Source organism: Streptomyces siamensis, assembly GCF_039543605.1.
GTDB lineage: Bacteria > Actinomycetota > Actinomycetes > Streptomycetales > Streptomycetaceae > Streptomyces > Streptomyces siamensis.
In genome coordinates this window covers 1-26,843 of sequence record NZ_BAABKB010000039.1, presented here as the reverse complement: position 1 = coordinate 26,843, position 26,843 = coordinate 1, and the positions used below count along the sequence as shown (strand labels likewise).

Sequence of the window (26,843 nt, the reverse complement as noted above, 5' to 3'; positions counted from 1 at the left end):
GTACTCGGAGCGCAGGCGCAGGGGTCACCTCGTGTTGTCTGTCAGCACAAGCACGATTGAGTGCAGGATCTCGGCCTTGTCGGGACTTTGGATCTGTTGGGTGATAAGCCGTGCGCGATCTGGATCAGCCACTGCGACTGACCTGGCGACAGCGGCCCGTACTCTCACCACGGCATACCTGTCGGTAAGGGCGTTCGCGATGCGTTCCGCTCGGTCGGGGTCAGTGGCGGCCACCGCTTTCCCCAAGGCAACCAGCACGCTCTCTTTGACGGACTTGTCGGATATCGCGTAGGCGATGCGTTCGGCTCGGTCGGGGGCGAAGGTGTATGCCGCGGTGACCACTGCGATCAGCGCCCGGGGAATCCTGGCCCTGGTCGCGGTCTGTTCCGCCTGGTCGATCAGATTGCCGGCACGTTCGGGATCTTCGGCGGCAACCGCTGAGGCCACGGCGGTCAGCGCCGTCACTTGCACGTGCTTGTCGGTGATGGTGTTGGCGATGCGTTCGGCTCGGTCGGGGTCAGTGGCGGCCACCGCCGCGGCCGCGGCGCTGAGCGCCGGCCATCTGTAGTGCTTGTCCGTGATGGTGTTGGCGATGCGTTCGGCTCGGTCGGGGTCGGTGGCGGCCACGGCTTTTGCCGCCGCGGCCAGTACGCCTTCACGGGAGGGCTTGTGCGGTGTCGCGTGGGCGATGCGTTCGGCTCGGTGGGGATCCTTGGCGGCCAGCGCGGCTACCACGGTGCTGAGAGATCCGGCCAGGTTTGCGGCCGCCACGATCTCCATGGACAGGACCGTCGGCCACCTGGTGTATGTGCGGATCATGTCGGTGGCGATGCGTTCGGCTCGGTCGAGGTCAGAGGCGCTCAGCGCTGCGGCCACGGCGCTGAGCGCCGGCCATCTGTAGTGCTTGTCGGTGATGGTGTTGGCGATGCGTTCGGCTCGGTCGGGGTCAGTGGCGGCCACCGCCGCGGCCACGGCGCTGAGCGCCGGCCATCTGTAGTGCTTGTCCGTGATGGTGTTGGCGATGCGTTCGGCTCGGTCGGGGTCAGAGGCGGCCACCGCCGCGGCCACGGCGCTGAGCGCCGGCCATCTGTAGTGCTTGTCGGCGATGATGGTCGCGAGGTGTTCGGCCCGATCGGGGTCAGAGGCCGCCACCGCCGCGGCCACGGCGCTGAGCGCCGGCCATCTGTAGTGCTTCTCCGTGATGGTGTTGGCGATGCGTTCGGCTCGGTCGGGGTCAGAGGCGGCCACCACCTTGGCCAGAGCAGTCAGGGCGTATCCCTCGTTGGTCGTGCCATCTGCCCTGCGGGCGATACGTTCGGCTCGGTCGGGGTCAAAAGGGGCTACCGCGGTTGCCACGGCGGTCAGTGCCTTCCCCGGATTCTCATCAGCCGTGCTCGCGGCCTGCTCTGCCTGGTCGATCAGGCGTCCTGTGCGCTCGGATCCGTCATTGCCGGCTGCCGCTACCAGCGCCACCCGTGTCAGCGACCGGGCTCTCCACATTCCGTCGCTGATGGTGTTGGCGATGCCTTTGGCGTGTACCAGGCGCTCGGCCATATCCGTGCCGGACAGACCTTCAGGCTCTGCGGTGCCGGCCACCGCCGGTGTGTCGTGCGACAAGGGTGCTGAGTGGACGTTGCGCACCAGCCCGAGCAGGTCGGCGTTGTTCACGCCGCATCGCTGCGGTACCGGCAGGCCCTCGGCACGCAGTTGGGTGTGCAGGTGCCGGTAGATGTCTCGGAGACTGATCATCGCCCCGGCCGCCGGGCTGCCGGCGTTCAGCAGGGCCAGCAGCCGCTCGGTGAACGCGGTGTGCCGCTCTCCGGGCAGGATCAACGCCGTTCGATTGCCTGGGGCCGAAGTCAACGTGTAAGCCCCCGAGACCTCGAGCTCGCCGAGCACCGTCTCGTCCTCATCGGCAAGCGTGTCTCCGATCGCTCGCCCGCTGAAGCAGCTGTCGAGGATCACCACTCGATTCGTGGCCCTGCTTTCCAGACACGCATCGCGTATCGCCTCGAACGGCAGCGCGGTGAAGGCCAACTGGTCCGGTCGGGTTGCGGCCAGGCTCAAATACAACTCCCGGCGCCTGGGGCTGAGCAGCCCGTGTCCGCTGTAGTAGAACAGCAGCAGGTCCTCGGCCTCTTCGGCGGCACGCACCAGCACGTCGCCGACCTGCGCCACGCCGGCTGCTGGAGGAACCGGTACGCAGTGGAAGGGACTGAAGCCACCGAGCTTTTCATCGGTGAGTACCCGAGCCAGATCGCTGATGTTGTTGGCGATCACCGGTACGTCCGGCAGACGAGGGTCGTCGTAGTGGGAGGGCCCGACCAACACGATCCTCGAGCGGGCGGGTTCGACCGCTCGCTGGCTCATTCCTCCTTCCCGAGTGCCTCTCGCAGCAGCGCCTCGACGTCACTCACGCGTTTGGCATCGATTTCAACCGTCCGCCCATCGGGTCTGCCGTCGACCTTGATCCGTACGTCTGAGCGGCGTGGCAGTGCGAGAAACGCCTTGAGTGATGCGGCCAGCACGCTCAACACTCCGCCACTGCCCACAGCGACCACCAAAGCATTGGCCATCGAGCCGAGTTCGCCCGGCGCCGGTGCCGTGTTTCCGCTGACCAGACCTCTGAGCTCGGGCTCGTGACCGAGCCAGTCGGACAGCTCCGCAAGCCCTTCGTCCGGCTCCTCTGACTCGACCACCAGCCACATGGCAGGCATCGTCCCTCCCGCTCCATTGACGTGTGATCAGTATGGCTTCTTCGTCGGCCGTGTAGGCCCGTTCCCTATTCAGCCGTCCATTCGTCGTGCGGCAGCGCACGAGCCCCGACGCCCCTGACAGGCAGCGAGGTCACGCGGCGAAGCAGACGCCCCGCGCGAGCGGGGAGCAGCATGGTTTTCCTCGGCCCCGCCGGGCAGGCCGTCCAGCAGCGGTGGACGGCTGCGGTGCTGACGGTGTCCTTCGAGGACCTCCCGCCCGTCTCCCTGAATCCCCACGGTTCCGGGACAGCGGTGGGGCCCAGCCTGTGGTCTGCCACGGCCGGACGGCACGTGGCGGTCGACTCGAACGCGATGCGCACGCAGCCGACAATCCTGGACCGCGACCGGACATGACCGCCCGGGCGGGACAGCCGGTGCGCCGGGCGTTTCCCGGAGCACAGCGCACAGCGCGCCGGCGGCGCCGACGCGCAGCGCAGGACATCGGCCGGTGATCCCTCGAGGCGCGCCGTCGCCCCGCCCTCACGTGGAAAGGCGTCAGGGCGGGGCGGCGGCGCGCAGAGGCTGATCGCCGGCTGGCAGCCGCGGCCCGATCCGGGGGGGGGCTGAGCCGCACCGATGCCGTCAGATGACCGGTGGGCGCGGACAGTTGTCGGCGGGATGTCGGCGGTGTCTGTGGTGGGGGTTTGCGCCGTGGTCCGGGGCAGGGTTATCGGATCGTGATGCTGGTACGGCCTTCGTGGTCGGCCGTTTGGTACGGGGTGGCTGCTGGTGTGGCCGTACGTGTGGCGCCGCGGAAAGGCCGGCGCCGCGATGCACGGAAGGAGCGATGCGGTGACGGTGCATGCGGATGCAGGTGGCGCGGACCGGCTGGCGCTGGCGGTGCTGGCGCAGTACCGGATGGCGACGACGGAGCAGATGCATACGGTGATCGCACCCGGGGTGCGCATCGAGCAGACACGGCGCAGGCTCGCCAAACTGCGCGATGAGGGGCTGGTCGAGCGGATCACACTGCCGCAGGCCGGGCGGACCAGGGTGTGGTTCGTGACCCAGTACGGGGCGCAGATCGCGTCCGAGTGGCCGGAGTTGCGGGGCCGGCAGCCGTCGAGGACGGTGTCGGACCCGACGGCCGCACGGTTGAAGGTGGGGCACGCGTTGACGGTGACCGAGACCGGGCTCGCGTTCGTGCGGGACACGCGGCGCCGCGGCGAGGTGTGCCGGCCGCTGGACTGGATCCCCGAGGTCCACCACTTTCTCGGCGGCGGTGAGGCCGTCATCCCCGACGCGTTGCTGTACTACCAGGGCGGGAGCCGCAACGGTGGGCGCGGTTCGATGATGCGGGCCTTCATCGAGGTCGACCGGGCGACCATGGGCCCGGAACGGCTGAGTGCGAAGATCGGTGCGTATGAACGGCTCTACCAGTACACGCCGGTGCCGTTCGGCCGGGCCCGGCAGGGCCTGGGCCAGGAACCGGCGCGGGAGAACTGGCGGGACCGCTACCCGCTCTTCCCGCGGCTGCTGTTCGTCCTGGACGGCACCGGACCCGCCGGGCTCGACAACCGCATCCGCGCCTTACGTGCCGCCTACGGGGAACTGACGCAGCCCGGCTTCATACGGGACGTCACCATCCTGGCCGTCCCGCTGACCGACCTGCTCGAGCACGGGCCGTCCGCGCCCGTGTGGCGGCCCGTGCAGGACCCCGGCCGGCGGGTGAGCTGGATGGACTCCTACCGCCCGCCAACGGCCCCCGAGGAGGCCGAGGAGGCCGAAACACCCACGGCACCGGCCGGTGCCAGAGGTTGGGGGGCACCATCCGGCGCGTGAGCGCGACCACGACAGGTCACAGCAGTGCGCAAACGCGCGGCTCACCGCCCCGCCAGCACGGTGGGCGCGGTGGATCCAGGGCAGTTGACGGTCTGGCCTTCGCCGACAGCACTGGCTCCGGCCGCTGGGGCGCGCCTCGGTCCGCTGCCCGTGTCGGCGGCCGCGTGCTGCTGGGCCTGCCAGGTAGAGGCTCAGGTGGAGGCCGCAGTCACGGGCAGTGAAGGCGATCTGCGCAAGCGGTCCTCTCCTGCCTGGCGGTGACTCCAGACCCGCTCAGCGCATCTCCCCGCCGGCAGGACGCCACAACTGGCGGTATCGCGCAACGCGGGGCCATGACGGCCGGCCAGAGGGATCACGCGCGCTGCTGGTTCGAGCAAGTCCCGAGCGCAGTCACCGGTTCCGGTGCATGCCGGATGGAAGTTGTCCCGCTTCTCGTGTCCGGCCTCAGCAGCCGCAGTCCACAAGCCTCAGCTGCGCATGATGATGCAACGCAGGCCTTGCTGCTCCAGGTCGTACCAACCGCCCCGCCCAAAAAGGCCGGTGACCACCGCGAGGTCCTCAGCCGTCACGGCGATACTGCGGTGGCCGGCCGACTGACGCTGCGCCAACGGTGTCGTCACCACCCAGACTCCTCCCGGCACCAGCAAGCGCCGCACCCGCCGAGCAACCGCAGCCTTGTCCGTCTTGACTTCCTCCCCCACCTAAAGGTGCGGGGTTCCAGCGGTTGCCCGTTGGGGTTCCTGCTTCACAGACGACCGCCCCGTCCGGGAGGAGTCCCGTTGAGGTCTTACACCGTCTCCACAGGCAGACGCCGCCAGCCCGGCGGCCAGGATATTGCGTGCCGCGTTCACGTCGCGGTCATGCACGGTGCCGCACTCGCAACGCCACTCGCGGACGTTCAGCGGCAGCCTTTCACGGACCGTGCCGCAAGCCCCGCACAACTTGCTGGACGGGAACCAGCGGTCGCTCACCACGAGTTGACGACCGTACCAGGCGCACTTGTACTCCAGCATGGAGCGCAATTGCGTCCACGAGGCGTCCGAGATGGCGCGTGCGAGCTTGCGGTTCTTGAGCAGGTTGCGGACGGTGAGGTCCTCGATCACGACCGTTTGATTCTCACGGACGAGACGAGTCGACAGTTTGTGGAGGAAGTCCCGGCGGCGGTCGGCGATCCGGGCGTGGACCTTGGCGACCTTTCGGCGGGCCTTGTCCCGGTTGTTCGAGCCCTTGGTTTTGCGGGACAGCGCCCGCTGAGCCTTGGCGAGCCGGGCCCGGTCACGGCGCTCATGCCGCGGATTGGTGACCTTCTCCCCGGTGGACAGGGTCACCAGCGACGTGATCCCGGCATCGATACCGACCGCCTCATCCGTGGCCGACGCGGGAGCGATGGTGTCCTCGCACAGCAGCGACACGAACCAGCGCCCAGCGCTGTCTCGGGAGACGGTCACCGTGCTCGGCACCGCCCCCATCGGGAGCGGGCGCGACCAGCGGATGTCCAGCGGCGCCGTCATCTTCGCGAGCGTCAGGCGCCCGTCACGCCACGCGAAGGCGGAGCGGGTGTACTCCGCGCTCGCCCGGGACTTCTTCCGGCTCTTGAACCGCGGGTACTGGGCCCGTTTGGCGAAGAAGTTCCCGAACGCCGCCTGAAGGTGACGCAGCGCTTGCTGCAGCGGGACGCAGGACACCTCGTTCAGGAAAGCGAGCTCCTCGCTCTTCTTCCACTCAGTGAGCGCGGCAGAGGACTGGACGTAGGAGATGCGGCGCTGCTCGACGTTCCAGGCACGGCTGCGCTCCTCCAGCGCCCGGTTGTAGACCAGACGGACACAGCCGAACGTCCGCGACAGCTCCGCCGCCTGCCCATCCGTCGGATAGAAGCGGTACTTGAACGCCCGCCTCACCTGCTGCGCCACGCCACACAATCTATCAATTCAGTTGTGAGCGGCGGGTGTTGATCGGCGGCTTCAAACGCCGAATCGCCCTGCCGGCGACTCGGCTTTCCCTGTCCTGCTCCGCAGGAGTCCGTTTCCTCCCCGGCCTGAAGGCCGGGTATCCACAGAGGAATCCGGATGAACGCCAGGACCAGACGCATCGTGATCAAGTCGAACGAGCCGGGCGCCAGGGTGCGCTGCACGGCCTCGTCGTCCTCGAAGTCCACGCAATGAGCCGTAAGGCCTGGCTCGAGGCCGCTGTAGCGGTCGCGGACCGCGGCGACGGACGACTGCGCCCAGTCCACGGCCACCGTCCGATACCCCAGACCAGCCAGGCCGGCCGCGTAACCGCCCAGACCGCACCCCACGTCCAGCGCTCGCTGTCTCGACACGGGGCGGACGTGCCCGGCCAGCAGGGTCAGCTCCCTGGCATCGGCACGACGGAAACCACGGCCCTCGGCAAACAGCTCTTCCCAATGAGCCACCGGCACCGGTGACGTGTCATCCGTTTCAGTGGTGGCGCCAGTCGTGGTGCCGACGACGCTCACGCTGCATTCCCTGGACAGGTCATGCACGCGTACTGCCCCTGCCGCACGGCCCGGATACGCCACCGGGCCGACCCATTGCCCCAACCGGCGCCTGACCGCCCACCACAAGCCCTGTCGGGTAGCGGAGCAGGCCCCGCACAGCCGCCGGCCCGGCGAGCGGGGCGCTGCACGGCACGCTCTGCGGTGCCAGACCGGCCCGTGGCAGCGGTGGGGGCCGAAGGTGGCGTACAGCTGCCGTCCCTGGCCCGGCGCCGTGGCGCCCTGCGTTCCCGGTTGCGCGCCGGCCCTGCCCGGCGCTCGAGCGCGGAGGCGGCGCCGACGCGCAACGGGAGACGACGCCGGCCGCTCCCCCTCAGCGCACCCACCACCCGCCCGCCCCGCCCTGCCCTTTCTTTTCTCTTCTTTCTCTTTCTCTTTCTCTTTCTGGAGCAGGGTGCGGGGGTGTGCTGAGGGGGATGTCGGGCACCGCGGCCACCCGGAGAAGGCCTGGTGAGCTGCAGACATGCGGACGGACGCCTGGTGAGGGCGAACAGATGCCGGCGGGGATGTGGGAGGGGTTTACGGCGGGAGTACCGGCCCGGTCCGGAGCCGGGTTACCGCTGTGCGAGCCCGTCCGGCCTGGTGACCGACAGAACAGTTCGGGGGTGCCGGCCGGCCTGCCCGTATGGGAAGGCCAACGTGGTGACAGCCGATGCAGACAGCGCGGAGCAGGCACCGGCTGGGGCGGGGCGCGATGGCAACGACAGGGCAGACGCATACCGTGACCGCACCCAAGACGCGCACCCAGCCCACCCGGCGCAGGCCGGCCGTGGCGCGGAAGGAGGGCCTGCCTGGTAGACCGGATCGCGCTGCCGCAGGCCGGGCGGACCCTGGCCTGGTTCGCCACCCAGTTCAGGGAACAAATGACTGCGCCGTGGCCCAAGTTGAGCAACCGGCAGCCGCCACGCCTGGTTGGCCGGCCTACGACGGCGCGGTCGCCGGACGGCCACCGCTCACCCCCTGCACAAAATGGTGGGGGCCGGCCCGATGACAGCCTCGGCTCCGCCCACGGCGATGGTCCGAGCGCCGGCGGCACTCGGACCACAGCCCGCATTCCCGCGTCGACGCTTCAAGGCTGCCAGAAAACTCAGCCTCAACCGGTGGACCGGACCACGGCCTTTGCCAGGGAACTCAGCCTCAATCGGTGGACCGGACCACAGCCTGGTGTACCCGCACCACGGGTGGCCGAGCCCCGACCACACCCCCCCACCGCAGCAGGTCACAGGATTGCGCAGCCACCCGGCCGAAACCTGCGCAACCGGCGAGAGCTGACTGCGCATCATGCGCAGCCGACCACTGGGTCCCCCTGCGCATCCCCGCGCCATTGCGCACAGCCACAGACTTCCCGATGGGTATGCGCAATGAGCCCAGGGCGCGCATGCGCAGTCGGCTGCGACCAGCCTCTATCCGCCAGCCCAACCACCACCTGCGCACTCCTGCGATCCATCATGGTCGCCCTGGTCGCTCCTGGTCAGGGGATGGTGCGCAGGTCTGCTCAGTGGGTTTTGGCGGCAGACAGCGATCAGTGCGCAAACGTCTGACTGACCGCATGGTCCCCCTCCCCCAGCCCGGCTGCGCACCGCTGTGACCTGCTGTGGTCGGGCCTCTCAAAGGATCGCGGTTCGGGCCGCATCCACCATGGTCCGGTCCCGGCCGGTGCAGGCACCGGTGCCGTGCAGCCTTGGCGTGGTCGGTGAGTGGTGTGGGGCCCAGAGAACCCATTGCGCAGGTTCAAGCCCTGCAGAATCGCCCATGCCGCGACCTGCGCAATGCTGTGACCTGCATGGTCCGGCCTGTGGTCCGGCTCGTGGTACGGCTGGTGGCCAGGGCTGCAACACCCCTGCTCCGAGGGGTGGCCCAGGCACCGCGCTCTTCGTGTAGCCGACTCCATCGCGCGCGCCGCGACGCACCACAGCCCCCACCACCCCCCGGACCACGGCCCCCACCACCCCCCGGACCACAACCACCAAGACCCCCACCACTGCTGGTCACGGCATTGCGCATCTCACCAGGCCGAAGCATGCACAACGGCACGGCTCTTGCGCACCGGCTGAAGCCGGCTGCACCCGCCGCACTGCGCAGCCTGCGCATACCGGATCGTCCCGGTGCGCATCTGCCTTCCACGCGGGGTCAGGCGCCGGCCGGGCGGAAGACGGACCGCACCATCGAATTGTGCCCCGCCGTGCACCGCCGGCTGCGGCCGTGCCATCGCCCCCGACACCGGCCGGGCGCGCGGTATTCCCCTCAGGGAGCGATGGTTGCCCGGCCGCGGAACAAGCAGCTCGTGTTGGGTGTCAGGTGCCGAGGGCCTCAAGCACGCGGTCTGTTTCTGACAGGTCTGCCAGTACATCGTCGGCGTCCCGCAGTTCGTCGGCCGCGGTGCGGCCCGTCGCGACGGCGACCACCCGAACGCCTGTCTCCAGACCGCCAGCGACATCGGCCGGCGTGTCCCCGATGAAGACCACGCTCTTCGGGTCTGCGCCGGCGCGCGTCAGGGCGGCGCGCAGGAGTTCCGGCCGTGTCTCCCCGTCTTCCGCGTAGGCGCCTTCTTTCAGCAAGACGGGCTGCTCGACGGGTTGCCCACCGGATTCTTCCGCCACGCTCCACTCATGCCGAACACCTCAGGCAGGCGCGGACTTCGCGGCCGCTGCGCGTCTGGTGGACCTCGGTCGACTGGGCGAGGTACTGGACGATGGTGGTGCCGCGGCCGTGTTCGTCGGGGGCGATGTCGGGGCGACGGCGCTCCACGGCCATGCCGGAGTCAGTGACCACGATGTGCAGAGTGCCGTGGTCGAGGACGAGCAGCAGGGTCATGCGCTCGCGCCCGTACTGGGCCGCGTTGGCGGCGAGTTCGTCGACGATGAGCACGGCGGAGTCCCGCTCGCTTGCGGGCACGTTCCAGGTCTCCAGCAGATCGGCCGCGAAGTGGCGGGCGGCGGAGACGTGCGCCTCCTGCGCGGGCAGGGTGAGCAGCGCCTGGTGGCGGCAGGACTGGCCGAGCAGTGAACTCGGGCGGAGGGAATCGGTCACAAACATGGTCTTCTGTCTCTTCTGTGGAGGTGCGGAGGCCGGAACGGGGGGCCGCGAACAACCTCGGGGAGGTTGGTGGGCCGGATCCTGCGTGGGCGCGCTCATTCAGTTCCACGGGCGACGGATACCGAACGGTTCGAGTTATTCACACCTTTTGCCCGACTTTTTTCGGCTCACGTCGATACCGACGGCCGGGCTCAGCCCACTCGCCTCTGCCAGAGCTCGATCGATGCCGTACTCGGCCGGGCAGGGCGCCGGCAGCTCGGTCCCCTCGCCCGATCGTCGGCGCACTCACGCATCAAGTCGGCTGAGGAACAGGCCGGTTCATGGGAGCCGGCGGCGAGGGTGACCAGCTCCCAAAACCGTCGGCGCGCCGCGATAAGGACCTGGGCGCCGGCTTGGGGCTCCTCCAGGCGGAGGCTGAGGTGGATACCGTCGGCCCCCGCATGGCCGCGCCCGCCCATGTCCGCAGTCGGCGCCCGAGGGATCCCGGCGCCGGGTGGCCGGCCTGACACTGCCGAGGCCGCGTGATGGGAGCGGCAGCCCCGCGACCGAGCCGCAGAACTGCCCCGGCGCCGACCCGGTCCCCTGATGACAGGCTGTTCTAACGAAGCAGCCGCAGCACTCGACCGGCCCGGGGACGTGCGGTTCCACAGCGGCCGGATCGCGCGGATGGCCCCTTGCCCCCGCCCCTCGAACCGCTGGTCGTACACCCGGACGGCCTTCACCTCGATCAGCCCGGCCGCGATGGTGCCCTTCCGGCCGGTGGCAGCCGCTGCGACCAGCCGCCGTCTGCGCGGACGGGGTGTCGATCAGCCCCTCGGCCGCAGAGGCGCCGGTGTCGGCCTCCGGGGCCGCCGCCCTCGTCTGCCGGGCGCTCTTGTCGGGCGGTCTCGCGGATCCCGGAGCCGTACGGCGTGGTGACGTCGGCCGGTTACGCCTTACGCCCGGATGGTGACCAGCTTCTGACCGTCGCCTGCGTGGATCTCAAAGTGCTCGATGGCTCCCGGGGACATGGCAACCGCCCCTGGGATCGTGGTGCCGGGAGGGTACTCGCCTGCCCGCCAGGTGGCGACGTCCGTCCTGGCGCCGCCGGGCCCGACCGCCTGCAGCCGGCAGGTGATTCCAGCGGGCGCGCCCTTGGCGGAGACCTGCAGGACACTGCCCCAGACAGAGGGGGAGACCTTCACCGAGGCGGAGACGCCGGTGGTGGGGTCGCTTCCGGAGAAGGTGCGCCAGGCGGTCGGCGCGGTCGGCCCGGGCGGCGTCGCCTGACTGCCCACGGTTCCGACAGCCGCCAGCCATGTGCCGCCGACCGCTGCCGCGATGAACGTCAGGGAGGCGGCGGCACCGGCCAGTTGCAGACGCCAGGTCCTTCGGCGCCGGGCCGCGGCCTGCTGCAGCAGCCTCTCCAGCACACCGGCCCGTGATGCCTGTGGTGCCTGCGGTACCACAGGCACGGCGGGCCGTGGGGGCGAGGAGCCTTGCGCGCTCTCGGCTGCCCGTGCCACCAGCCGGTCGGCCAGGTCCCCGTCCGCCGTCGGCGCCGTCCGGCCCGCGACTTCGGCAGCGGTCACCGTCGCCAGCAATGCGGGCAGTCCCGCCAGCCGGGAGTGTTCGGCTCGGCACTCATCGCATTTTGCGAGGTGGACGCGCACCTGTTCCATTTCCGCCGAGGGCAGCGTCCCCAGGACGTATCCTCCCAGCGCCAGCCTGAGGGCGTCGTGCTCCGCACTCATGGTCGCCACCTCCTGCACGCCGCGGTCATGGCTCGATTCCCCGTTCCTGCAGCGCCAGTCGCAGGGCGTGGAGGGCGTAGTACGTGCGTGACTTCACGGTGCCCAGCGGGATGCCCAGCACCTGTGCGGCCTCCACCATGGTCCGGCCCCTGTAGTAGGTCTCCAGCAGCACCGCGCGGTGGTCCGGGGACAGTGTCCGGACGGCGTCGGCAACCGCCCAGCTCTGCAGTGCCTGCTCGATCTCGTCCTCGCCCGGTGTCTGCTCGGCGGCTCGCTCCAGCACGTCGCCGCCGACCTCGGCCGGCCTGGCCTGCCGGGCCCGGTGGGCGTCGATGACCAGATGCCGGGCGACCGTACACAGCCATGCCCGGGCCGGGCCGCGTGCGGGGTCGAACGCGGCGGGATGCTGCCACGCTCTCAGCAGCGTCTCCTGCACCACATCCTCCGCCCATTGCCGATCTCCTGAGGTCAGTCGCAGCACGTAGTGGAACAGGGGCCCTGCGTGCTCGGCGTAAAGGGTCCGCAGCAGCTCCTCATCCGCGGTCGAAAGGGTCCCTTTACCAGAGACACGGTGCGCGGAGCGATCCGGATCGGTCCTTGGACCACGTTTTCGGGGACTCCAGGACATAAGACGATCATCGCGCATATGTACTGCTTTGTCCTCTAACGCACGGCGCGATGCGGGTGACGCTCCGCGAGCGCCGCGGGCGGCACTCCGTGCCAGGCCTCACGGCACCGCCAGGATCGTGCGCGCTCGGCGCCCGGGGGAGACGGGGCGATCCGGGGGCGATGCCAAGAACTCCCATAAAAAGTGCATATAGGTCGAACCGTGGGGGCCCTGTCGCCCGTGGAGCCAGACGAGAGCCAACCTACGCGCACTTGCGCATCGATTCCCCACGCGACAAAGGACGGATCAGAGGTGACGGAGATACACCACGCGACGCACGCGCTCCTGGCGCCGGCCACGCTCGCCCCACCCCCGCGCATCGAAGCCGGCGCCACCGCGCAGCCCCGGCCCGTGCCCAGCGCACACCACGGCGACCGCTCTGCGCAGCGCTCGACGTGTACAGCGGCCGAGAGCCGCGCAACCACCAGGGCAGAACTCCACCCGGCCCAGGGTGCGCACGACCCGTACGGGCACAGCCTGGCCTTGGACGAGTCACTCGCGCCCCCTCCCCCGCATGGGGAACTGCCGTACGCCGCCTGCACCTTCGCGGCACGCAAGGGCGGATGCGCAGCGCGGGGCACGTCGAGGCGAGCGGCCGGCATGCAGTATCACTGCCCGTTCGCCGGGGCCGCGAGGGGCCTGCGGCCATGAACACGGCATCCACCACACATCCCTGCGGTTGCCTACGCCTGCCCGGCGCAGTCCCCGCCTCCGCCTGATCAGTGAGGAACGGACAACCATGTACCTGAACTTTCGTACCGCCGGCCGGCGATCACGGGCCACGGCCGGGCTGGCCGTCGCCACCGTCGCCACCGCCGCCACCGCCGGCGCGCTGGGCCTCGTCAGCTCATCCGGCCCCTCCTCGCATTCCTCGTCCACCGCAGCCGCCGTCATCACACCCGGTCCGGGTCAGCACCGGACGGCCGGGATGCCCGGTGCCACAGGGCCGGGGAACACGGCGGGCTCCGCTCCGGGCGCCTCGCCGATGCCCAGCATGAGCATGCCCATGAGTCCCTCGGCCACCGGCGCGCCGGCCTCCGCGGTGGCCGAGAACGCCGTAGCGATCAGGAACTTCGCATTCTCCCCGGCCACGCTGAAGGTCAAAGCGGGCACGACGGTGACCTGGACCAATCAGGACACGGACGCTCACACCGTCACCAGTGCCAAATCGGGCGGCCCGCTGCATTCCGCCGCCCTGGCCCTCCATGCCACCTACCGCTACACGTTCACCAAGCCGGGCACCTACGCCTACCTCTGCACCATCCATCCGTTCATGACCGCCACTGTGGAGGTGACCTGATGACCGACTGCTACGACAGTCACGACGCAGCACCGGCCGACGACACCGGTCGGCCCCCTACGGAACACGGCATGACGAGGCGTCAACTGCTGCGGCACGCAGGGTGGTTCGGCGGCGCGGTGGTGCTGACCGTGGCCAGCGGAGAGGTGATCAGCCACATCGCGGACTCCCGGGACACCCATGCCGAAACCACCGCCCAGGCCGGCGCAGCGGGAAGCGGCGCGCTGCGGTTCGTGCAGGTCTCCGACAGCCATATCGGGTTCCAGGGCCCGGCGAACATGGACGTGGCCGGCTCCTTCACCGAAGCGATCAACCAGGTCAACTCACTCGGATTCAGACCGGACTTCGTCATGCACAGCGGGGACCTCACCCACCTGTCCACACCCGGGCAGTTCGACCAGGTCAAGCAGATGATGGCCGCAATGAAGACGGACCGAGTCTTCACCGTCCCCGGCGAGCACGACTCCATCGGCGATGCGGGCCGTGCCTACCGGCGGACCTTCGGCATGGGCACGCTCGGCGACGGCTGGTACAGCTTCGACACCCACGGCGTGCACTTCATCGCCCTGGTCAACACCCTGAGCCTGGAAAAGCTCGGCCACCTCGGAGGCGACCAGATCGACTTCGTTCGCAAGGACATCGCCCCACTGTCGTCGGACACCCCCATCGTGGTCTTCAGCCACATCCCGCTGTTCGCCATGTATCCGCAGTGGGGCTGGAGCACCGACGACGCCCTCAAGGTCATCGCCCTCCTGCGCCGTTTTTCCTCCGTCACCTGCCTCAACGGGCACGTCCACCAGCTGTTCACCAAGACAGAGGGCAACATCACCTTCCACTCCGCCACCACCACCGCCTACCCCCTGCCCAAACCGGGCCGTGCCCCCGCCCCCACCCCGCAGGTCGTCCCCGCCCGGCAGCTCAAAGGCGCACTCGGCATCCGCAGCGTCGGCTACCGCCAAGGCGACCGCGAACTGGCCATCACGGATCAGAGGCTGGCATGAACGCCCGAAGACTCCTCGCCCCGCCCTGCGGCCGGCGACCGCCGCAACCCTCGCCACCGGCGAATACATCCACGCCCAGCTCTACGTCGACGAGTACCGCTTCGTCCACATCATCGGCCCCCCGTTCCTCCTCCAGGCCGCCGCTTCCTTCGCCCTCGCCACCCTGCTGCTGACGGGGACACCACCCCTGCTACTGACGGCCGCCGCGGCAGGCATCGCGCTCGGCGCCCTCGGCGACTTCACCGCCTCGCGCACCGTAGGCGTGTTCGGAATCGCCGAGCACGGTCTGCAACCTGCCCCACAAGCCCTCCTCAGCCTCCTCGCCGAAACCGGCACGGTGCTGCTCCTCGCGATCTGGCAGATGACCCTGATCAGACAACACCGCACCGCCCGACCACCCCTCAGGCCCCCCAACCAAAACCGGGCCACCACCCGCACACCAGCCGACTGAAGTGCTGGTCGACGGACTCGACGAGATCCCCGACACGGACACCCGTAGTGCCCTGATGGCCAAGCCGGCCAACGTCTCCGCCCGCAGCGAAGGGCCGTACCGGTTCGTCGCAGCAACCCAACCCCTGCCGGCACAGGAAGTCAGCAAGCCCGGCGAGCGGTCCGCTCGCCGTGGTGGAGATACCGAACTCGTCGCTGAGTCAGCGGCCGCATTCTGCGGCGGTGGGCGCGGTGCGGAAGCTGGCAAGCCAGGCCTGGTAGGCCTCGGCGAAGCCCTCGGCAGCATCGTCGTGACTCTCTTCCCGCGCTGATCGCCCGGGCTCCGCGGGCGAGGCCTGCATCACCGACCATGACGGTGCCCTGTTCGGCTGGGACGGCTTCCCGCTTCGGCCGCGCCTGGCGCCGCAAGGCACCCGTCGAATCCCTGATGCCCCTGCGCCTCGCCCGCTACGGCGTCCCCCTCGCCGAAACAGCCTCGAACACTACCGCCCTTGAAATCCTCGCCGACGGCGGTCGCACCACACGCATCCGCAACACCGCCCGGACCAACCTGACGCAGCACAGGCGGCACTGAGCTGCGAGTCACGGACTGCGGGCCTGCATCGGTGCGGTGATCAGTGTCTTGGGTAGCCTGCCCGCCATGATGATTCGTGCAGTGGTCTTCGACGTCGGCGAGTGTCTGGTCGATGAGAGCACTGAGTACGGCGCATGGGCCGACTGGCTCGGAGTGCCCCGTCATACCTTCCATGCCATGTTCGGTGCTGTCATCGCCCAGGGGCGGGACTACCGGGACGTCTTCCAGGAATTCAGGCCAGGCTTTGACCTCTACAAGGAGCGGGAGCGGCGGGCCAAGGTGGGAAAGGCTGAGACGTTCGGTGAGGACGATCTGTACCCGGACGTGCGTCCGGCGCTCGCCCAGCTGCGGGCGGACGGCCTGTGGCTGGGCATCGCGGGGAACCAGACGGTTCGGGCCGGCCGGATCCTGCGCGAGCTGTTCGCATCGGAGGTGGATCTGATCGGTACCTCTGACGACTGGGGCGCGAGCAAGCCGGACCGTCAGTTCTTCGACCGGGTGGCGCAGGCGGTGCCCTTCGGCGTCGAGGAGATCCTGTATGTCGGGGACCGCGTCGACAACGACCTGCGCCCGGCAGTCGCCGCTGGGATGCCCACCGCGCTCGTGCGCCGCGGCCCGTGGGCCACGATCCAGTGGGCCAGCGAGGAAGCGGAGAAGCTCCCCACGTTCAGGATCGAGAGCCTCATCGAACTGTCACCGCTTATTGCACAGTTCAACGAGCGAGAGCACTGACCGTCGTCGACCATCCGTACAGCCGGTCGTCGAGCTCGCGCACACACCGCTCGTGCTGGTGTGGTGCCAGCGCCCGCCGCACTTCTCGCACGCGGTCCATGCCCATGGCGTACCAGGTCCGCTCAAGCTGATCGAGGGCACGGACCGCGTACCCGCACGCGGCGTCCGGGTCACCGGCCTTGGCCTCGATGGCGGCGAGATCGCCGAGGAGGACGGTGGACTGCTTCTCCTCGCTCGCATCGAGGGCGTCGAGCACACCGAGGAGAGTTGCCCGAGCCTGTGGCAGGTGGCCCGCCGTCAACTGAGTGTTGCCCTTGAACGCAGCGAGTCGCACACTGCTGAACCAGTCGAACCACGGTGGCGTCCCGTGCTCGCTGCCTGCTGCAAGCAAGTCTTCCGCGTGTCCGATCAGATGCAGTGCCGTCCGTGTCTGGCCGCACCGGGTCTCGCATTCGGCCTCGACCGCGTCCAGCCATGCCAGCATCGGCGCCGACGCCGGGCCACGGCGCGCATAGGTACGGGCGGCGACCATCCGCTCAAGAGCTGCCTCGCGGTCCCCTGCCCATCCGGGGATGAACGCCGTATGGGCAAGAATCGCCGATCCGAGCAGCGCATCGTCGGCCTCCCCCGCGGCCTGGAGTGCGCGAAGCAGCGTCTGTTGGGCACGGTCTGCCTCCCGCAGGTCGAAGAACTCGATCCGCCCGGCGAGGAGCCATGTCTCGGCGAGCGCGGCAGCGGTGCGGGCCCTGGTCTGGCCGACCGTCTCAGACATGAGGGCACAGCCGAGTGTGGCGTGCGCGAGCGCCGAGGGGTGCAGCGTGGATGGAGCGACGGACCAGTACAGGCGCCGGTGCGAGCGGGTGACCGCCTCGAAGTCCTCGGCCACGCTGGGCGGTTGCATCGCACCAGCAGCCTGCGTGGGAACGGTGGACAGGCCGACGGCGGCGGTAGCCGGGAGCACGCTGCGCCGTCCGCGGTCGGATGCTCCGCCGGCCGGTGTGAAGCCGAGTGATTCGAGATCCTGGCCGAGAAGGCGCATGAGTGTCTGTGCCACCTCGGGCTGTGGCGACGGGGGCGCCTCGGATTCCCAGCGCCGTACTTGCCTGACGCCCACGCCGAGCGCGTCTGCAAGCGCCTGTTGCGAGTTGTAACCGGCTGCGAGCCGGGCGGACTTGAGGCGGATGTTACCCGCGGTCCGTACCACTTCCACACCTCCGCATCGACTGCTACCAACAGTGACACTTAGGCCCTGATGTTTGCCATACATCACCCGGAAAAGCCAACAGAAGTCCTCTTAGCGTCCATAAGAAGACCTCTTGAAGTCCTCGGCTGACAGGGTTTCAAGGGCCCATTCTTGTAGGCGCCTGATCACTCCACGACCGATGCCAAGGGGACACGATGCCGCCGACACGCTTACCGATCAGCGCAGGACGCCGCCTCCGAGGATCCGGCCAGAGGCGGGATGCCATCCGCCGTGCCCTGCAGTACGGCTTGCGACGGGGCGATGACGGACCTGAGCCCAAGGTGGACGTGCAACTGGTGTCTTACGGCGACTCCTTGAACCGGTTGCGGGAGGAGCGGTGAGTGAACTGCTTCCATCTGAGGGAGCCGTACAGGCTGTCGACATCACCGCAATGCGTCGGGCTGCCGCCGGCACCCTGCGCGGACAGCTCCCCCTCGGTATCGAAAGCCCGGCCGAACTGATCCTGCAGCTGCGCACATACATGGAGGTCCTCGCCCCGGAGGTCGAGCGAGCAGCCGCCGGCTTGCCCCGCGACGATGTGCCGCGGTACTGCGCTCTCGCCTGCGTCGGTGAAGCACGGGGCAAACTGCGCGCACAGCCAGGCACGGGCCCGGGCCGGGACGCGGCACACGCGCGCAGGCTTGCTCGTTCCCTGATCGCGCTGTGCGATCACTATGCCGCTCTCACCGGGCAGGCGATGTGCCTTGCCTGCGACCGCGAGATCCACACCACCGACGGCGCCGTCTCCTACGACCAGGTGAGCAACTCCGGCGGAGGACTCACCGGCCGCGTGCACAGCGACTGCGTCAACGCGCCACGCCCCCGCCGTTGACCGGACGGCCGCCCCTGGCGCACGGGCCTCACACAGGCAACAGGGGCACGTTCGCCCCCCATTCCCGTCCAGCCAGTGTCCTGGATGACGTCGGCTGAATGGTCCCCACTTGAAAGCGCACAACCGAGCACAGGAACCAGGGATTCTCCCGTGAACCCGGCAGCAAAACGCAAGGCTGTTCCCCCCGATGGCACTCCCGACGAGTTCTTAGGCGACGGGCACCCTGTCGGCACGACCGTGGCCCTCCCACCTCAACAGGACGAGGAGCAGCAGGTCCGAGGCGCCGTGCCTGTCCTGGCCGCGCAACTGGACGATGAGCCTCGGTACACGTGGGGCACCAGGCTCACAGCGAGTGCGCATGCGGGTCCCAACGCCCGCCTGCGGGTGAGGACTCGGCTCACCGTGGCCCGCTGGTCCGGGAACGTCGATGCAGCAGCCCGGGTGGCCGATACCCCGCCCCGCTGCCCGAGGCTGTCCCCCGCGACAATCCGTGCCATCGACCACCACCCATTCCCGGACCCTGTCACTGCACCGAGGTCTTCAGCAGCAGACCCCGGCTCAGGCTCCGTCCCCGCACAGTGCCACCTTCTTCACCTCCGGCTCGTCCACCAGACCACCCACAGCGTCCTGCCGATATCGCACAGGTATCGGTATCCCGCGCCTCGTCGAGAGTTCAAGCTTCGTGGGCGTACGCAACCAGAACTGACCGTCGCGATCAGAGAACTCCGCACCTATGACATAGATGAACCGCGTGGATCGCTGAAATATCCACGAAGGCTGGTTCTCCAGATCTCCTTTAGGGAAAATATCCTTCTCAATCTGCTTCGACGAGTAGATGAGTTCCGTGCACGGCCCAAGTCGATGTGTATTCAGCAAGAACACGACCGGCTCCGGATTCAAGATGCGAGTGGGCCCCGGCGGAACCGCGAACCGTCGCACCACCACTACGTGGACGAACGCCAACTGCAAGTTCGGCGCTGGGTCAGCAGAACGGTTCTGGACATGCAGCTTCCAATGGTCTCCGTCGTACTCGGGCCAATACGACACAGCCGTCGCCTGCGCACGCTTCTCTCTCTCACCGTCCTCTCGCGACTGCTGAAGCTGATCCTTCGCGGCCTGCTGACTCCAGTACGTCGCAACTGCCTGAGCCCACAAGCCTCCCACCGCCGCCAGAGCGCCAAGCGCCGTACCAACGACCGTGATGATGTGCGCCCACTTGGCCCTTCGCAGCCGAAGCCAACCCCTGCGCAGCCTCGAAGACTCCCCCGAATCAAAATCCGCGTCCGCGTCCGGCTCCGGGTCCGCGTCCGCGGACGCGTCGGGCTCGGGTGACTCATCCTCCTCCCGAACCCGCGCCCTCACCCGCACCGGCGCAGTGCGCCGCCGCGCCAGCCGCAACCGCACCACCCGACGCTCTGGATCATCAGCCATGCATCCCCCTCCCCCTGCGCAGACACTCCCCAACCCCCCACAGCTCCAACATCCCCAAAAAACGACCACCGCCCGCGGACAATCAGACAGACCACCCCGGCAGGACCGAAATCCAGCCGCAGCCGCGCGGCCTGCCGAAGACCCAACTCGGCGGTCGGATCGCGCAGTGCATGGAGGAGCTGTTCCAGGAGCGGCTGGTCCAGCGTGGTGCCGCGGTGGTCCACTGCGCTGCCGGCGGTCAGGGAGGCCCGATAGGCGTCGAGCTGCTGGTCGGTGAGGTGTCGCAGGCACCCGGTATGGGGGTCGACGGAACGGCCCGTGCAGCCGAACGGGGCGCCCCGACAGTCTGTCTGCGGTACGGCCACTCGGGCTCACGGGGTCGTCATCGTCACGCACGGCTGGTGATCTTGTATGTGTTCCTGCTCTCTGCCGCCCGGTGCAGGGGCCGGGCCGGCAGCGTTGCGGTGCGCGCGCGGGGCCGGTCCTACGATCGCCGCGGTCAGGAATCCCGCCTGGGCACTCCGCTTCGCATCGCCCCGATCGACGAGATGTCGTTCGCAGGGGCGACGACCCGGCTCGCGGAGGCGGCCGCCTGCGGTTGCGGTGCCAGCTTTCCGGGCATGCACGGCACAGATCCGAGCTGGGGAGGGGGCTCTTGGATGCCGACCGGCACGGTCAAGTGGTTCAACGCCGAAAAGGGCTTCGGCTTCATCGCCGTCGACGACGGCCCCGACGTCTTCGTGCACTACAGCGCGATTCAGATGGAGGGCTTCTCCGCCCTGGAGGAAGGCCAGCGGGTTGAGTTCGAGATCTCGCAAGGCCAGAAGGGGCCGCAGGCACGGTCGCTGGCCCTCGTGGATTCCATGGCGACGACGTCCAGACTGGAGCCGCGATCCCGCCCGGCAGGGCGTGATGCACGTCGGGGGCGTCCGTTATCCGCTGATGAATCCCTGGGCGGCCGCCGCGCTGGTGCAGCCGAGTCGGCATCCAGGCCATCCGACGTCCAGGATCCGGCAGGTGGCTCCCCCACCGTGCTCGAACACACCGAACTCGGCGTCCCGTCCGAAGCGCCCGGACGGCTGCTGCACGACCTGTACGTCAGGCTGCCGGATGGCTTGGTCCTCCAGATCAACGATCTTTCGGCCGATCTGGCTGTCGGACGCATCGCGGACCTCATAACGACCGACTCCACCCCCTCCGACAGGCCTGCTGTCGTGGACCATGTCGGGCCCGAGGGCATAGTGAGACGGCTCGATCCCGAACTGTCGCTGGGCGAACAGGGAGTCGGGGACGGCGACTGGCTGCACGTCGCTGTCCAGGCCACGGCAGGCGAAGGCGTCGCCCTTCCCGTTCGCGGTCAACAGACCCATCAGCCGGGGCAGTACCGGCCCAAGCCCGTCATGCCGGCGGTCCCACGGGGTGACCTCTACGACGACATCGCTGCCGCGGCGGGCACCGTCCACGATCCCGCGAGCCGCTTCAGCATGCTGCTCCAGCTCCACGACAAAGCCCCTGAGACACACCGCCCTTCAGTGCTGCACGACGCCGTGTTGGCCGCGGGCGCCATCGCCGACGAACGCGGCCGCGCGAGCGCGCTGGAGGACGTGCTCCGTCGACTCCCGGATCGTGATCCTCCACCCGACGTCACGACGCCCACGCCACCTACTCATGCGGAAGGACGGCGGCCCATTGCCACGTTCAGGCGCTGGCTCGGTCATGTCCTGGGCCTGGAGCCGTTGCGGGACGACGGCCCCGGCCCTGAGCAGACAGTGGAAACGGACTGGGAAGCGGTGGAGCGCGACCTGGACAAGGTGCTCCTGCGCATGGGGCCACCGCCCGCGACACCGGCCAGTGGGGCAGAGCTGTGACCACGGACGAGACCGCCGCCGCCCGGATCGGTGTCTACGAATCCATGGCTCCTTGGGAACGCGCCGCCCAGTGGGAGCAGGCGGCGCCCGAGACCGCCAAAGGCATCATCCAGCTCGTGAACAACGAGCAGTTGCACCGGCACCGCATCGCCAGGATCGAGATGGCACGCCAGGTGGTCAGCGTGCTGCTCGGCTTCGGGACGGTGATCGCGATGGTCGTTGTCGCCTGGCATTACGCGGATGTGGGGGAACCCGTCGCGGGAGCATCGTTCGCCGGAGCCGGGATGGTCTCGACCGCCGCGATCTTCGTCACCGGCAAGCGGCCCGCATCTGCGCGACGTAGGCGGTGAAGGCAGCCCCCGGTTGGACGGTACGGCGTGTCCCTCCGCCGCGGGCGTCGTTGAAGGGGCGGCGCGCACAGCATCCCCCGGCAGTTGCGCGGTCTTGAGGGCCCGAGCCGCCTGCCCGGCTCGGGCCCTCACGGTTTCCGTGCGCAGCGGGGGTGGTCGGGGTGATCAGGGTGGTGGCCTGCAGTGCTGCCTGGTCTCGTACGGGAGGTCGCGCCCCTGTCGCCTTCGGCGTAGGCGAACACGACTTCCCGCTCGGCCGGATTCAGGCCTCGCAGCACGGTGTTGAGACCCTCGTCCTCGAAAACTCCGCCCGTGGTGTGGGCGAGCAGGTCGACGTCGGCGGCGATCAGGTCGTACAGCGACAGCTCCTCGCCCAGCTGGGCGTCCAGGGACAGCACGCGGCCGTGGCGCGTGCGCCGCCGCCACACCGGCACAAGCTGCCGGTGCAGCGTGCGGGCCTTCGCCCGCAAAGCGCCCAAGGCATGGTGGAGACAGGCGCCCAGTGCGAAGCAGCGGGTCTCACCAGTCCCCCAGAAGCTCTGTCGCCGTTGCCTCTGCCCATCGCACGCTGAGCGGCAGCGCGAGGACGTCACGGGTGACGTCAGCAAAGGGCTTCATCCCCAGCAGACCGGCGTCTCCTACGCCGTCCGGCATGGCGAGCTGCCCAGACGCCGCCCGACATCGCTTTCACCAAGTCGGGCTGCGAGGACCGGTCCGCGAAGTTGACATACAGGCCCTCCGGCCCGTCGTGCCCCAGTCGAATGCCGTCGTCGGTTTTGGTGACGATCGCCACCATCAGGCCGAGTTCCAAAATCATTGTCGAATACCCCCTCACCGTCACTCCGGGCACTCCCCCGTCGCCCTGTGCGTACCCGCCGTGGCGGTGGGGGCAGGTACGGCCGGCGCAGGGCCGCGGTGCCTGTTGCGTTGTTGAATGGTTCGGCGGACTTGTTCAGCCGCGAGGCGTTTCGTCTTGCGGCGGACACGTTCACCAAACGCGTTCGGGTCGGTGGCACCGACGGCGGCCGCAGCCTCCGTCCAGGTGGTGCCCTCGCCCTCGGCGTAGGCGAACACAACCTGCCGCTCGGTCGGCCTCAGAGCACGCAGGACTGCGTTGAGCCGCTCGTCCTCGTAGACTCCGTCCGGCTCCCTGTGCAGTAGGTCGACGTCGGCGGCGACCAGGTCGTGCAGTGAAAGCCCGTCGCCCAGTGCGGCATCCAGGGAGAGGAGTCGGCCATGGCGGGTTCGGCGGCGCCACAGCGGTACCAGCTGCCGGTGCAGGGTCCGGGCTTCTGCCCGTAGGGCTCCGAGGGCAGTGGAGGGCAGGTAACCGGTCTGCACAAGGGGGGCGCACCAATCGCCGTCCAGGGCCGTGGAGACGGCTTCGCGCCACCGTGTGCTGCGAGGAACCGTCAGTACCTTGCAGCCGAAGGTATCGATGGTCTCGTTCGGCCAGTGCGTGCTCCCGCGGCAGAGCAGTGCTTCGACGAGCTCTGGCCGGGGAAATCGGGTTCCGTGCATCGGTGGGCGGGCGAGCCTGTCGACTGCCTGGACTCCGTCCTTGGTGACGTTGATTTCGAGGCCGAAGTCTCCGACCGGGTCGGTGGGCTCCGGGATCGTGTAGGCGTCGAACACAGCGTTGCTCCCTTAGCGAAGTGGGACGTTCACCTCTCGGTCCCGGGCTTTGGGGTCACCGGCAATAAATCTTGGAGACTTTCCTGTCCATGTCTTCCTCCCAAGGCCGCCTTGGGAGGCTGGCCGCCACAACCTCGGCAGCAGCGACGACGAAAGTGCGTGGCTCGGCGAGGCAGACATCAGGGTCATGAGGCATTGAGAGAACGGCCGTGGCTTCTCATCTGGGTCGGGCGGTTCGCCTCTTACCACCATGATGACGGGCTCCCTGGTTCACGACCGCCGGTGTCGGAAGCATGCATGGTCAGCCCACAACCCGTAGTGCGTGTCTCTTTGATGGGTCGGCCAGTTGATCGGGCGTGCCCGTCCGATTGGTGATCACGGCCAGGACAACAGCGCCCAGGGGGAAGGCAATGACGGTCGGACGACGCCACCAGCAGCACTCGCGACCAGGGCTCGAGAGATGTGAGGCCGAACGCCTGACGCCCCCGGGCCCGGGTGCTACAACGGACGTGGCGGGAACGGGGGGGGTAGCCGTGAGTAGAGCGTCGTGGCCGATCCTGCGCAGAAACATCCGCGCCCTGGTGGCCGCGGCGGGCGCGGCTGCACTGCTGGCGGCCTGCGCCAGCGAAACCCACGACCGGACGAACCGAGATGAGGCGGGTGCCAAGGCCGCGAGCCCGGCACACCGCACGACGCCCACCCCGCAGAAACAGTACGAGTGGCCGGCGGACCCAGCCGCCGTCAACCCGTGCGCGCTCGTGAAGCAGGCGGACGTGCAATCGCTCCTGGGCAGCAGTCCGGACAAAGCATCCCGGTTCCAAAAGGACGTCAGCGGCTACGGGCACGTCAATCACTGCGACTTCAGGCACGGGGACGACCTCGTCGAGGTCGCCGTAGACCAGGACACGGCGCACACCCCCACCTCTTCCGAGTTTCAGTCGTTGTATGAGCCACGGACGACCGCCGCCGGGGACCGGGCGCTGAAGGTAGAGAGCCTCGGACCGCCCACTGGTGCCATGCTCACAGCCAACGACACTTTGAACCTGGAGACCGTCGTCTACACAGAAGACTCCTGGCTGCTCACGGTGCAGGTCGTCCGACACTCCCTGCCGAACACCTCAGACCTTCTGCCCCAAGCAAGGAAGCTGCTGGGCACCGCCCTCGCCCGGTACAGCAAGACTCCATAGCCAGAGCGTCAGGGCGTCCAGACAAACTCCCACCACGACAGAGCAACAATCACTCAACACGCATCCTGCACAACGAAGGTGACACGGCCTGATCACCACGGCCCGCCACCTGACCGCCGACGTGTGAAGAACGACCGCCTCAACCACGCTGGTGTCTCTGTGCCTTCGCCGCACTGACCGCGTCGCCCAGAGCCAAGGACCACTGCCGCCAGCGACGCGACAGGCACAGCGACTGGCACGCCACTGACCTCCGCAATCCAGGGAAGTACTCCGGCGGCCCCGTCAGGCGGCCCCCCTGCGCCGCCAGCACGAAGCCCTCACCGTGCCGCCTGCTGCCAGTTCCGACCTGGCCGAGGCCGCGACGCAAACGCGGCTCGCACCCCGGGCCGGCCCTGCCTCCCCGTCTGCGGCAGTCGGTCGGCGATGAGTTCTGCGCCGAGATCGCCAAGGACATACAAGACGGCGCCCGCGACCTGCTCCATCCTGCGCATCAGCGACGGCACCGCCCGCCACCGCTCCACCGAGCGCTGCATCCTGCGCCACCTCGCCCGCTTCAACCACTCCCAGACAACACCCACCACGCTCGTCGGCCTCTACAGCGGACCCGGGCCCACGCGGCACCGGCAACCCAGGCGCCCTGCCCGCCGCGGTACCGCAGCCGAATCAAGCGGCTCAGCCGGCGAGCGGCCCGAACGGCAGTCCAGTCCGGGCGGCCGGGTACAGCGGTGGCCGGCGACCGCGTAGGCCACCGCGCGGACGGTCTTGCACTGGACTGCGGTGGGGAAGCGGGTTCGCGCCGAACCCTCCCCCATCATTGATTCTCCGCTATCATTGAAAGAAATAAATGATCATAATCGAGTAACGGTTTACGGACTGATACGGTAAGTGGGGTGACCATGAGTGCGGACCTGACCGACACCCTCGAGGCCGACCACGTCGAGGCAGAACCCCTCGACCGGCTCGGCTTCCTGCTCGCCCGGCACGGCGCCATCGCCTTCACCCGGATTGAGCACGCCTTCAAGCTGTGCGGACTGACCCCCCGCCAGGGCGCGACGCTGGTCCTGCTGGGCAAGTCGGGACACCTGAGCCAGAAGGGCATGGCCGAGGTCCTGGAGGTGGATCCCAGCATTCTGTGCGGGATCCTCAACGACCTCGAGAACACCCACCTCGTCGAGCGCCGGCGTGATCCGGCCGACCGGCGCCGCCACATCGTGGCGCTCACCGACGAGGGCAGCCGCGTCCTGGACGAGGCCCAGGACGCCATCACCGCCGTGGAGAAGGAGCTCTTCGCCGACTTCACCCCCGAGGAGCTCTCGACCCTGAGCAACCTCCTCGTCCGGGTCAGGACGTCCAAGAGCGACTCCGTCTGCACCTGACCGACCCGCCACCAGGCAACTCGGGGCCACGGGCATTCCCGTGGCCCTTTGCCGTGCCCACCCCCTTGCGGGGATCTGCGGCAGCCCGGGCAGCTTCGTTTCGGTGAGTCGACAGTCACACCCGCTCATTCATTGACGCCACTCAACGATCTGTTAGCGTCAATGCATGACGTTGGTCGGCCGTACCGGCCACGAGCCCCTCGGCCCGACGCGTCGATCGTTCACCGCCCGCACCACAGAGCGGGCGAAGCAAGGAGACAGAACCATGAAGAAGCTGATGACCCGCGTCGCTCTCGCAGCCGCCACCGTGACCATGACCGGCGTCGCCGTCACCGGCACCGCCTCGGCAGCCACCCTGCCCGCGGCTCAGCACAA

At 68.8% G+C, this 26,843-nt stretch carries 25 protein-coding genes and 1 pseudogene; 12 read left to right on the top strand and 14 right to left on the bottom strand.

Annotation, left to right across the window (positions count from 1 at the left end):
- Positions 1 to 24: 24 nt before the first annotated feature.
- A complete protein-coding gene (locus ABEB03_RS37010; RefSeq protein ID WP_345657302.1) occupies positions 25 to 2,370 on the bottom strand; it encodes a caspase family protein in 2,346 nt (781 codons plus the stop codon).
- Entirely contained in the window at positions 2,367 to 2,708 is a 342-nt protein-coding gene (locus ABEB03_RS37005; RefSeq protein ID WP_345657301.1) for an effector-associated constant component EACC1, read from the bottom strand. Before ABEB03_RS37005 ends, ABEB03_RS37010 begins: the two co-directional genes overlap by 4 nt.
- A gap of 180 nt (positions 2,709 to 2,888) precedes the next feature.
- On the opposite strand from ABEB03_RS37005, the gene ABEB03_RS37000 reads away from it, so the two are divergent.
- Together ABEB03_RS37000 and ABEB03_RS36995 are read left to right on the top strand one after the other, a co-directional pair.
- Positions 2,889 to 3,110 (top strand): hypothetical protein, encoded by a 222-nt coding sequence (locus ABEB03_RS37000; protein ID WP_345657300.1) that lies wholly within the window; start codon positions 2,889 to 2,891, stop codon positions 3,108 to 3,110.
- 438 nt (positions 3,111 to 3,548) lie between these two features.
- On the top strand, positions 3,549 to 4,538 hold the full coding sequence (locus tag ABEB03_RS36995) for a replication-relaxation family protein (protein ID WP_345657298.1): 990 nt from the start codon (positions 3,549 to 3,551) through the stop codon (positions 4,536 to 4,538).
- Between the two features lie 467 nt (positions 4,539 to 5,005).
- Here ABEB03_RS36995 and ABEB03_RS36990 read toward each other — a convergent pair whose 3' ends face one another.
- The 7 genes from ABEB03_RS36990 to ABEB03_RS36960 form a co-directional block, all read right to left on the bottom strand.
- Positions 5,006 to 5,161 carry a hypothetical protein gene (locus ABEB03_RS36990; RefSeq protein WP_345657297.1) on the bottom strand — a complete coding sequence of 52 codons (156 nt, stop codon included), beginning with the start codon at positions 5,159 to 5,161 and terminating at the stop codon, positions 5,006 to 5,008.
- Positions 5,162 to 5,239: 78 nt separating this feature from the next.
- Positions 5,240 to 6,448, bottom strand: coding sequence for an RNA-guided endonuclease InsQ/TnpB family protein (locus ABEB03_RS36985; protein WP_345657296.1), 1,209 nt, complete (start codon positions 6,446 to 6,448; stop codon positions 5,240 to 5,242).
- Entirely contained in the window at positions 6,433 to 7,014 is a 582-nt protein-coding gene (locus ABEB03_RS36980) for a class I SAM-dependent methyltransferase (RefSeq protein ID WP_345657294.1), read from the bottom strand. Before ABEB03_RS36980 ends, ABEB03_RS36985 begins: the two co-directional genes overlap by 16 nt.
- 2,333 nt (positions 7,015 to 9,347) lie before the next feature.
- A complete protein-coding gene (locus tag ABEB03_RS36975; protein WP_345657293.1) occupies positions 9,348 to 9,653 on the bottom strand; it encodes an HAD family hydrolase in 306 nt (101 codons plus the stop codon).
- Between the two features lie 7 nt (positions 9,654 to 9,660).
- The gene (locus ABEB03_RS36970) at positions 9,661 to 10,089 is read right to left on the bottom strand and encodes an ATP-binding protein (RefSeq protein WP_345657292.1); all 429 of its coding nucleotides are present in this window, start codon (positions 10,087 to 10,089) and stop codon (positions 9,661 to 9,663) included.
- A gap of 935 nt (positions 10,090 to 11,024) precedes the next feature.
- Positions 11,025 to 11,822, bottom strand: coding sequence for an anti-sigma factor family protein (locus ABEB03_RS36965; protein WP_345657290.1), 798 nt, complete (start codon positions 11,820 to 11,822; stop codon positions 11,025 to 11,027).
- 25 nt (positions 11,823 to 11,847) lie between these two features.
- On the bottom strand, positions 11,848 to 12,450 hold the full coding sequence (locus tag ABEB03_RS36960) for a sigma-70 family RNA polymerase sigma factor (protein ID WP_345657289.1): 603 nt from the start codon (positions 12,448 to 12,450) through the stop codon (positions 11,848 to 11,850).
- Between the two features lie 778 nt (positions 12,451 to 13,228).
- Here ABEB03_RS36960 and ABEB03_RS36955 point away from each other — a divergent pair.
- From ABEB03_RS36955 to ABEB03_RS36935, 5 genes are all read left to right on the top strand, one after another.
- On the top strand, positions 13,229 to 13,789 hold the full coding sequence (locus ABEB03_RS36955) for a plastocyanin/azurin family copper-binding protein (RefSeq protein ID WP_345657288.1): 561 nt from the start codon (positions 13,229 to 13,231) through the stop codon (positions 13,787 to 13,789).
- 71 nt (positions 13,790 to 13,860) lie between these two features.
- Positions 13,861 to 14,790 (top strand): metallophosphoesterase family protein, encoded by a 930-nt coding sequence (locus tag ABEB03_RS36950; RefSeq protein ID WP_345657287.1) that lies wholly within the window; start codon positions 13,861 to 13,863, stop codon positions 14,788 to 14,790.
- 452 nt (positions 14,791 to 15,242) lie between these two features.
- Positions 15,243 to 15,551 carry a hypothetical protein gene (locus tag ABEB03_RS36945; RefSeq protein WP_345657286.1) on the top strand — a complete coding sequence of 103 codons (309 nt, stop codon included), beginning with the start codon at positions 15,243 to 15,245 and terminating at the stop codon, positions 15,549 to 15,551.
- 38 nt (positions 15,552 to 15,589) lie between these two features.
- Positions 15,590 to 15,814, top strand: a complete 225-nt coding sequence (locus ABEB03_RS36940; RefSeq protein ID WP_345657359.1) for a hypothetical protein — start codon at positions 15,590 to 15,592, stop codon at positions 15,812 to 15,814.
- A 69-nt stretch (positions 15,815 to 15,883) separates the two neighbouring features.
- Complete coding sequence (locus tag ABEB03_RS36935; RefSeq protein WP_345657355.1) at positions 15,884 to 16,546, top strand: HAD family hydrolase; 663 nt, start codon at positions 15,884 to 15,886, stop codon at positions 16,544 to 16,546.
- Here the strand turns inward: ABEB03_RS36935 and ABEB03_RS36930 are convergent.
- On the bottom strand, positions 16,527 to 17,750 hold the full coding sequence (locus ABEB03_RS36930; protein WP_345657354.1) for a helix-turn-helix transcriptional regulator: 1,224 nt from the start codon (positions 17,748 to 17,750) through the stop codon (positions 16,527 to 16,529). The two genes, ABEB03_RS36935 and ABEB03_RS36930, sit on opposite strands and share 20 nt — an antisense overlap.
- Positions 17,751 to 18,126: 376 nt before the next feature.
- Between ABEB03_RS36930 and ABEB03_RS36925 the strand changes: the two genes are divergently transcribed.
- Positions 18,127 to 18,621 carry a DUF6415 family natural product biosynthesis protein gene (locus ABEB03_RS36925; RefSeq protein ID WP_345657285.1) on the top strand — a complete coding sequence of 165 codons (495 nt, stop codon included), beginning with the start codon at positions 18,127 to 18,129 and terminating at the stop codon, positions 18,619 to 18,621.
- 558 nt (positions 18,622 to 19,179) lie between these two features.
- Here ABEB03_RS36925 and ABEB03_RS36920 read toward each other — a convergent pair.
- Entirely contained in the window at positions 19,180 to 20,052 is an 873-nt protein-coding gene (locus ABEB03_RS36920) for a hypothetical protein (RefSeq protein WP_345657284.1), read from the bottom strand.
- 659 nt (positions 20,053 to 20,711) lie between these two features.
- Between ABEB03_RS36920 and ABEB03_RS36915 the strand changes: the two are divergent.
- Together ABEB03_RS36915 and ABEB03_RS36910 are read left to right on the top strand one after the other, a co-directional pair.
- Positions 20,712 to 20,906: pseudogene (locus tag ABEB03_RS36915) on the top strand (cold-shock protein); the annotation flags it as partial.
- Positions 20,907 to 21,916: 1,010 nt separating this feature from the next.
- Positions 21,917 to 22,270, top strand: coding sequence for a hypothetical protein (locus ABEB03_RS36910; RefSeq protein ID WP_345657283.1), 354 nt, complete (start codon positions 21,917 to 21,919; stop codon positions 22,268 to 22,270).
- A gap of 128 nt (positions 22,271 to 22,398) precedes the next feature.
- Here the strand turns inward: ABEB03_RS36910 and ABEB03_RS36905 are convergent, their stop codons facing one another.
- The 3 genes from ABEB03_RS36905 to ABEB03_RS36895 all read right to left on the bottom strand — a co-directional run bounded on the left by ABEB03_RS36905 (position 22,399) and on the right by ABEB03_RS36895 (position 23,905).
- On the bottom strand, positions 22,399 to 22,749 hold the full coding sequence (locus ABEB03_RS36905) for a hypothetical protein (RefSeq protein ID WP_345657282.1): 351 nt from the start codon (positions 22,747 to 22,749) through the stop codon (positions 22,399 to 22,401).
- Positions 22,750 to 22,871: 122 nt separating this feature from the next.
- Positions 22,872 to 23,087, bottom strand: a complete 216-nt coding sequence (locus ABEB03_RS36900) for a hypothetical protein (RefSeq protein ID WP_345657281.1) — start codon at positions 23,085 to 23,087, stop codon at positions 22,872 to 22,874.
- 20 nt (positions 23,088 to 23,107) lie between these two features.
- Positions 23,108 to 23,905 carry a hypothetical protein gene (locus ABEB03_RS36895; RefSeq protein ID WP_345657280.1) on the bottom strand — a complete coding sequence of 266 codons (798 nt, stop codon included), beginning with the start codon at positions 23,903 to 23,905 and terminating at the stop codon, positions 23,108 to 23,110.
- A gap of 533 nt (positions 23,906 to 24,438) precedes the next feature.
- On the opposite strand from ABEB03_RS36895, the gene ABEB03_RS36890 reads away from it, so the two are divergent.
- Together ABEB03_RS36890 and ABEB03_RS36885 are read left to right on the top strand one after the other, a co-directional pair.
- The gene (locus ABEB03_RS36890) at positions 24,439 to 25,092 is read left to right on the top strand and encodes a hypothetical protein (protein ID WP_345657279.1); all 654 of its coding nucleotides are present in this window, start codon (positions 24,439 to 24,441) and stop codon (positions 25,090 to 25,092) included.
- An 896-nt stretch (positions 25,093 to 25,988) separates the two neighbouring features.
- Positions 25,989 to 26,468 carry a MarR family winged helix-turn-helix transcriptional regulator gene (locus tag ABEB03_RS36885; RefSeq protein WP_345657353.1) on the top strand — a complete coding sequence of 160 codons (480 nt, stop codon included), beginning with the start codon at positions 25,989 to 25,991 and terminating at the stop codon, positions 26,466 to 26,468.
- The last annotated feature ends 375 nt before the right edge of the window (positions 26,469 to 26,843 follow it).

Excerpts from the sequence above, each read along its gene's own strand:
- ABEB03_RS37010 (WP_345657302.1), bottom strand. The coding sequence starts at position 2,370 with ATGAGCCAGCGAGCGGTCGAACCCGCCCGCTCGAGGATCGTGTTGGTC.
- ABEB03_RS36965 (WP_345657290.1), bottom strand. The coding sequence starts at position 11,822 with ATGAGTGCGGAGCACGACGCCCTCAGGCTGGCGCTGGGAGGATACGTC.
- ABEB03_RS36955 (WP_345657288.1), top strand. The coding sequence starts at position 13,229 with ATGTACCTGAACTTTCGTACCGCCGGCCGGCGATCACGGGCCACGGCC.
- ABEB03_RS36950 (WP_345657287.1), top strand. The coding sequence starts at position 13,861 with ATGACGAGGCGTCAACTGCTGCGGCACGCAGGGTGGTTCGGCGGCGCG.
- ABEB03_RS36900 (WP_345657281.1), bottom strand. The coding sequence starts at position 23,087 with ATGATTTTGGAACTCGGCCTGATGGTGGCGATCGTCACCAAAACCGAC.
- ABEB03_RS36940 (WP_345657359.1), top strand. The coding sequence starts at position 15,590 with ATGACGGTGCCCTGTTCGGCTGGGACGGCTTCCCGCTTCGGCCGCGCC.
- ABEB03_RS36885 (WP_345657353.1), top strand. The coding sequence starts at position 25,989 with ATGAGTGCGGACCTGACCGACACCCTCGAGGCCGACCACGTCGAGGCA.
- ABEB03_RS36970 (WP_345657292.1), bottom strand. The coding sequence starts at position 10,089 with ATGTTTGTGACCGATTCCCTCCGCCCGAGTTCACTGCTCGGCCAGTCC.
- ABEB03_RS37005 (WP_345657301.1), bottom strand. The coding sequence starts at position 2,708 with ATGTGGCTGGTGGTCGAGTCAGAGGAGCCGGACGAAGGGCTTGCGGAG.
- ABEB03_RS37000 (WP_345657300.1), top strand. The coding sequence starts at position 2,889 with ATGGTTTTCCTCGGCCCCGCCGGGCAGGCCGTCCAGCAGCGGTGGACG.
- ABEB03_RS36935 (WP_345657355.1), top strand. The coding sequence starts at position 15,884 with ATGATTCGTGCAGTGGTCTTCGACGTCGGCGAGTGTCTGGTCGATGAG.
- ABEB03_RS36920 (WP_345657284.1), bottom strand. The coding sequence starts at position 20,052 with ATGGCTGATGATCCAGAGCGTCGGGTGGTGCGGTTGCGGCTGGCGCGG.
- ABEB03_RS36960 (WP_345657289.1), bottom strand. The coding sequence starts at position 12,450 with ATGTCCTGGAGTCCCCGAAAACGTGGTCCAAGGACCGATCCGGATCGC.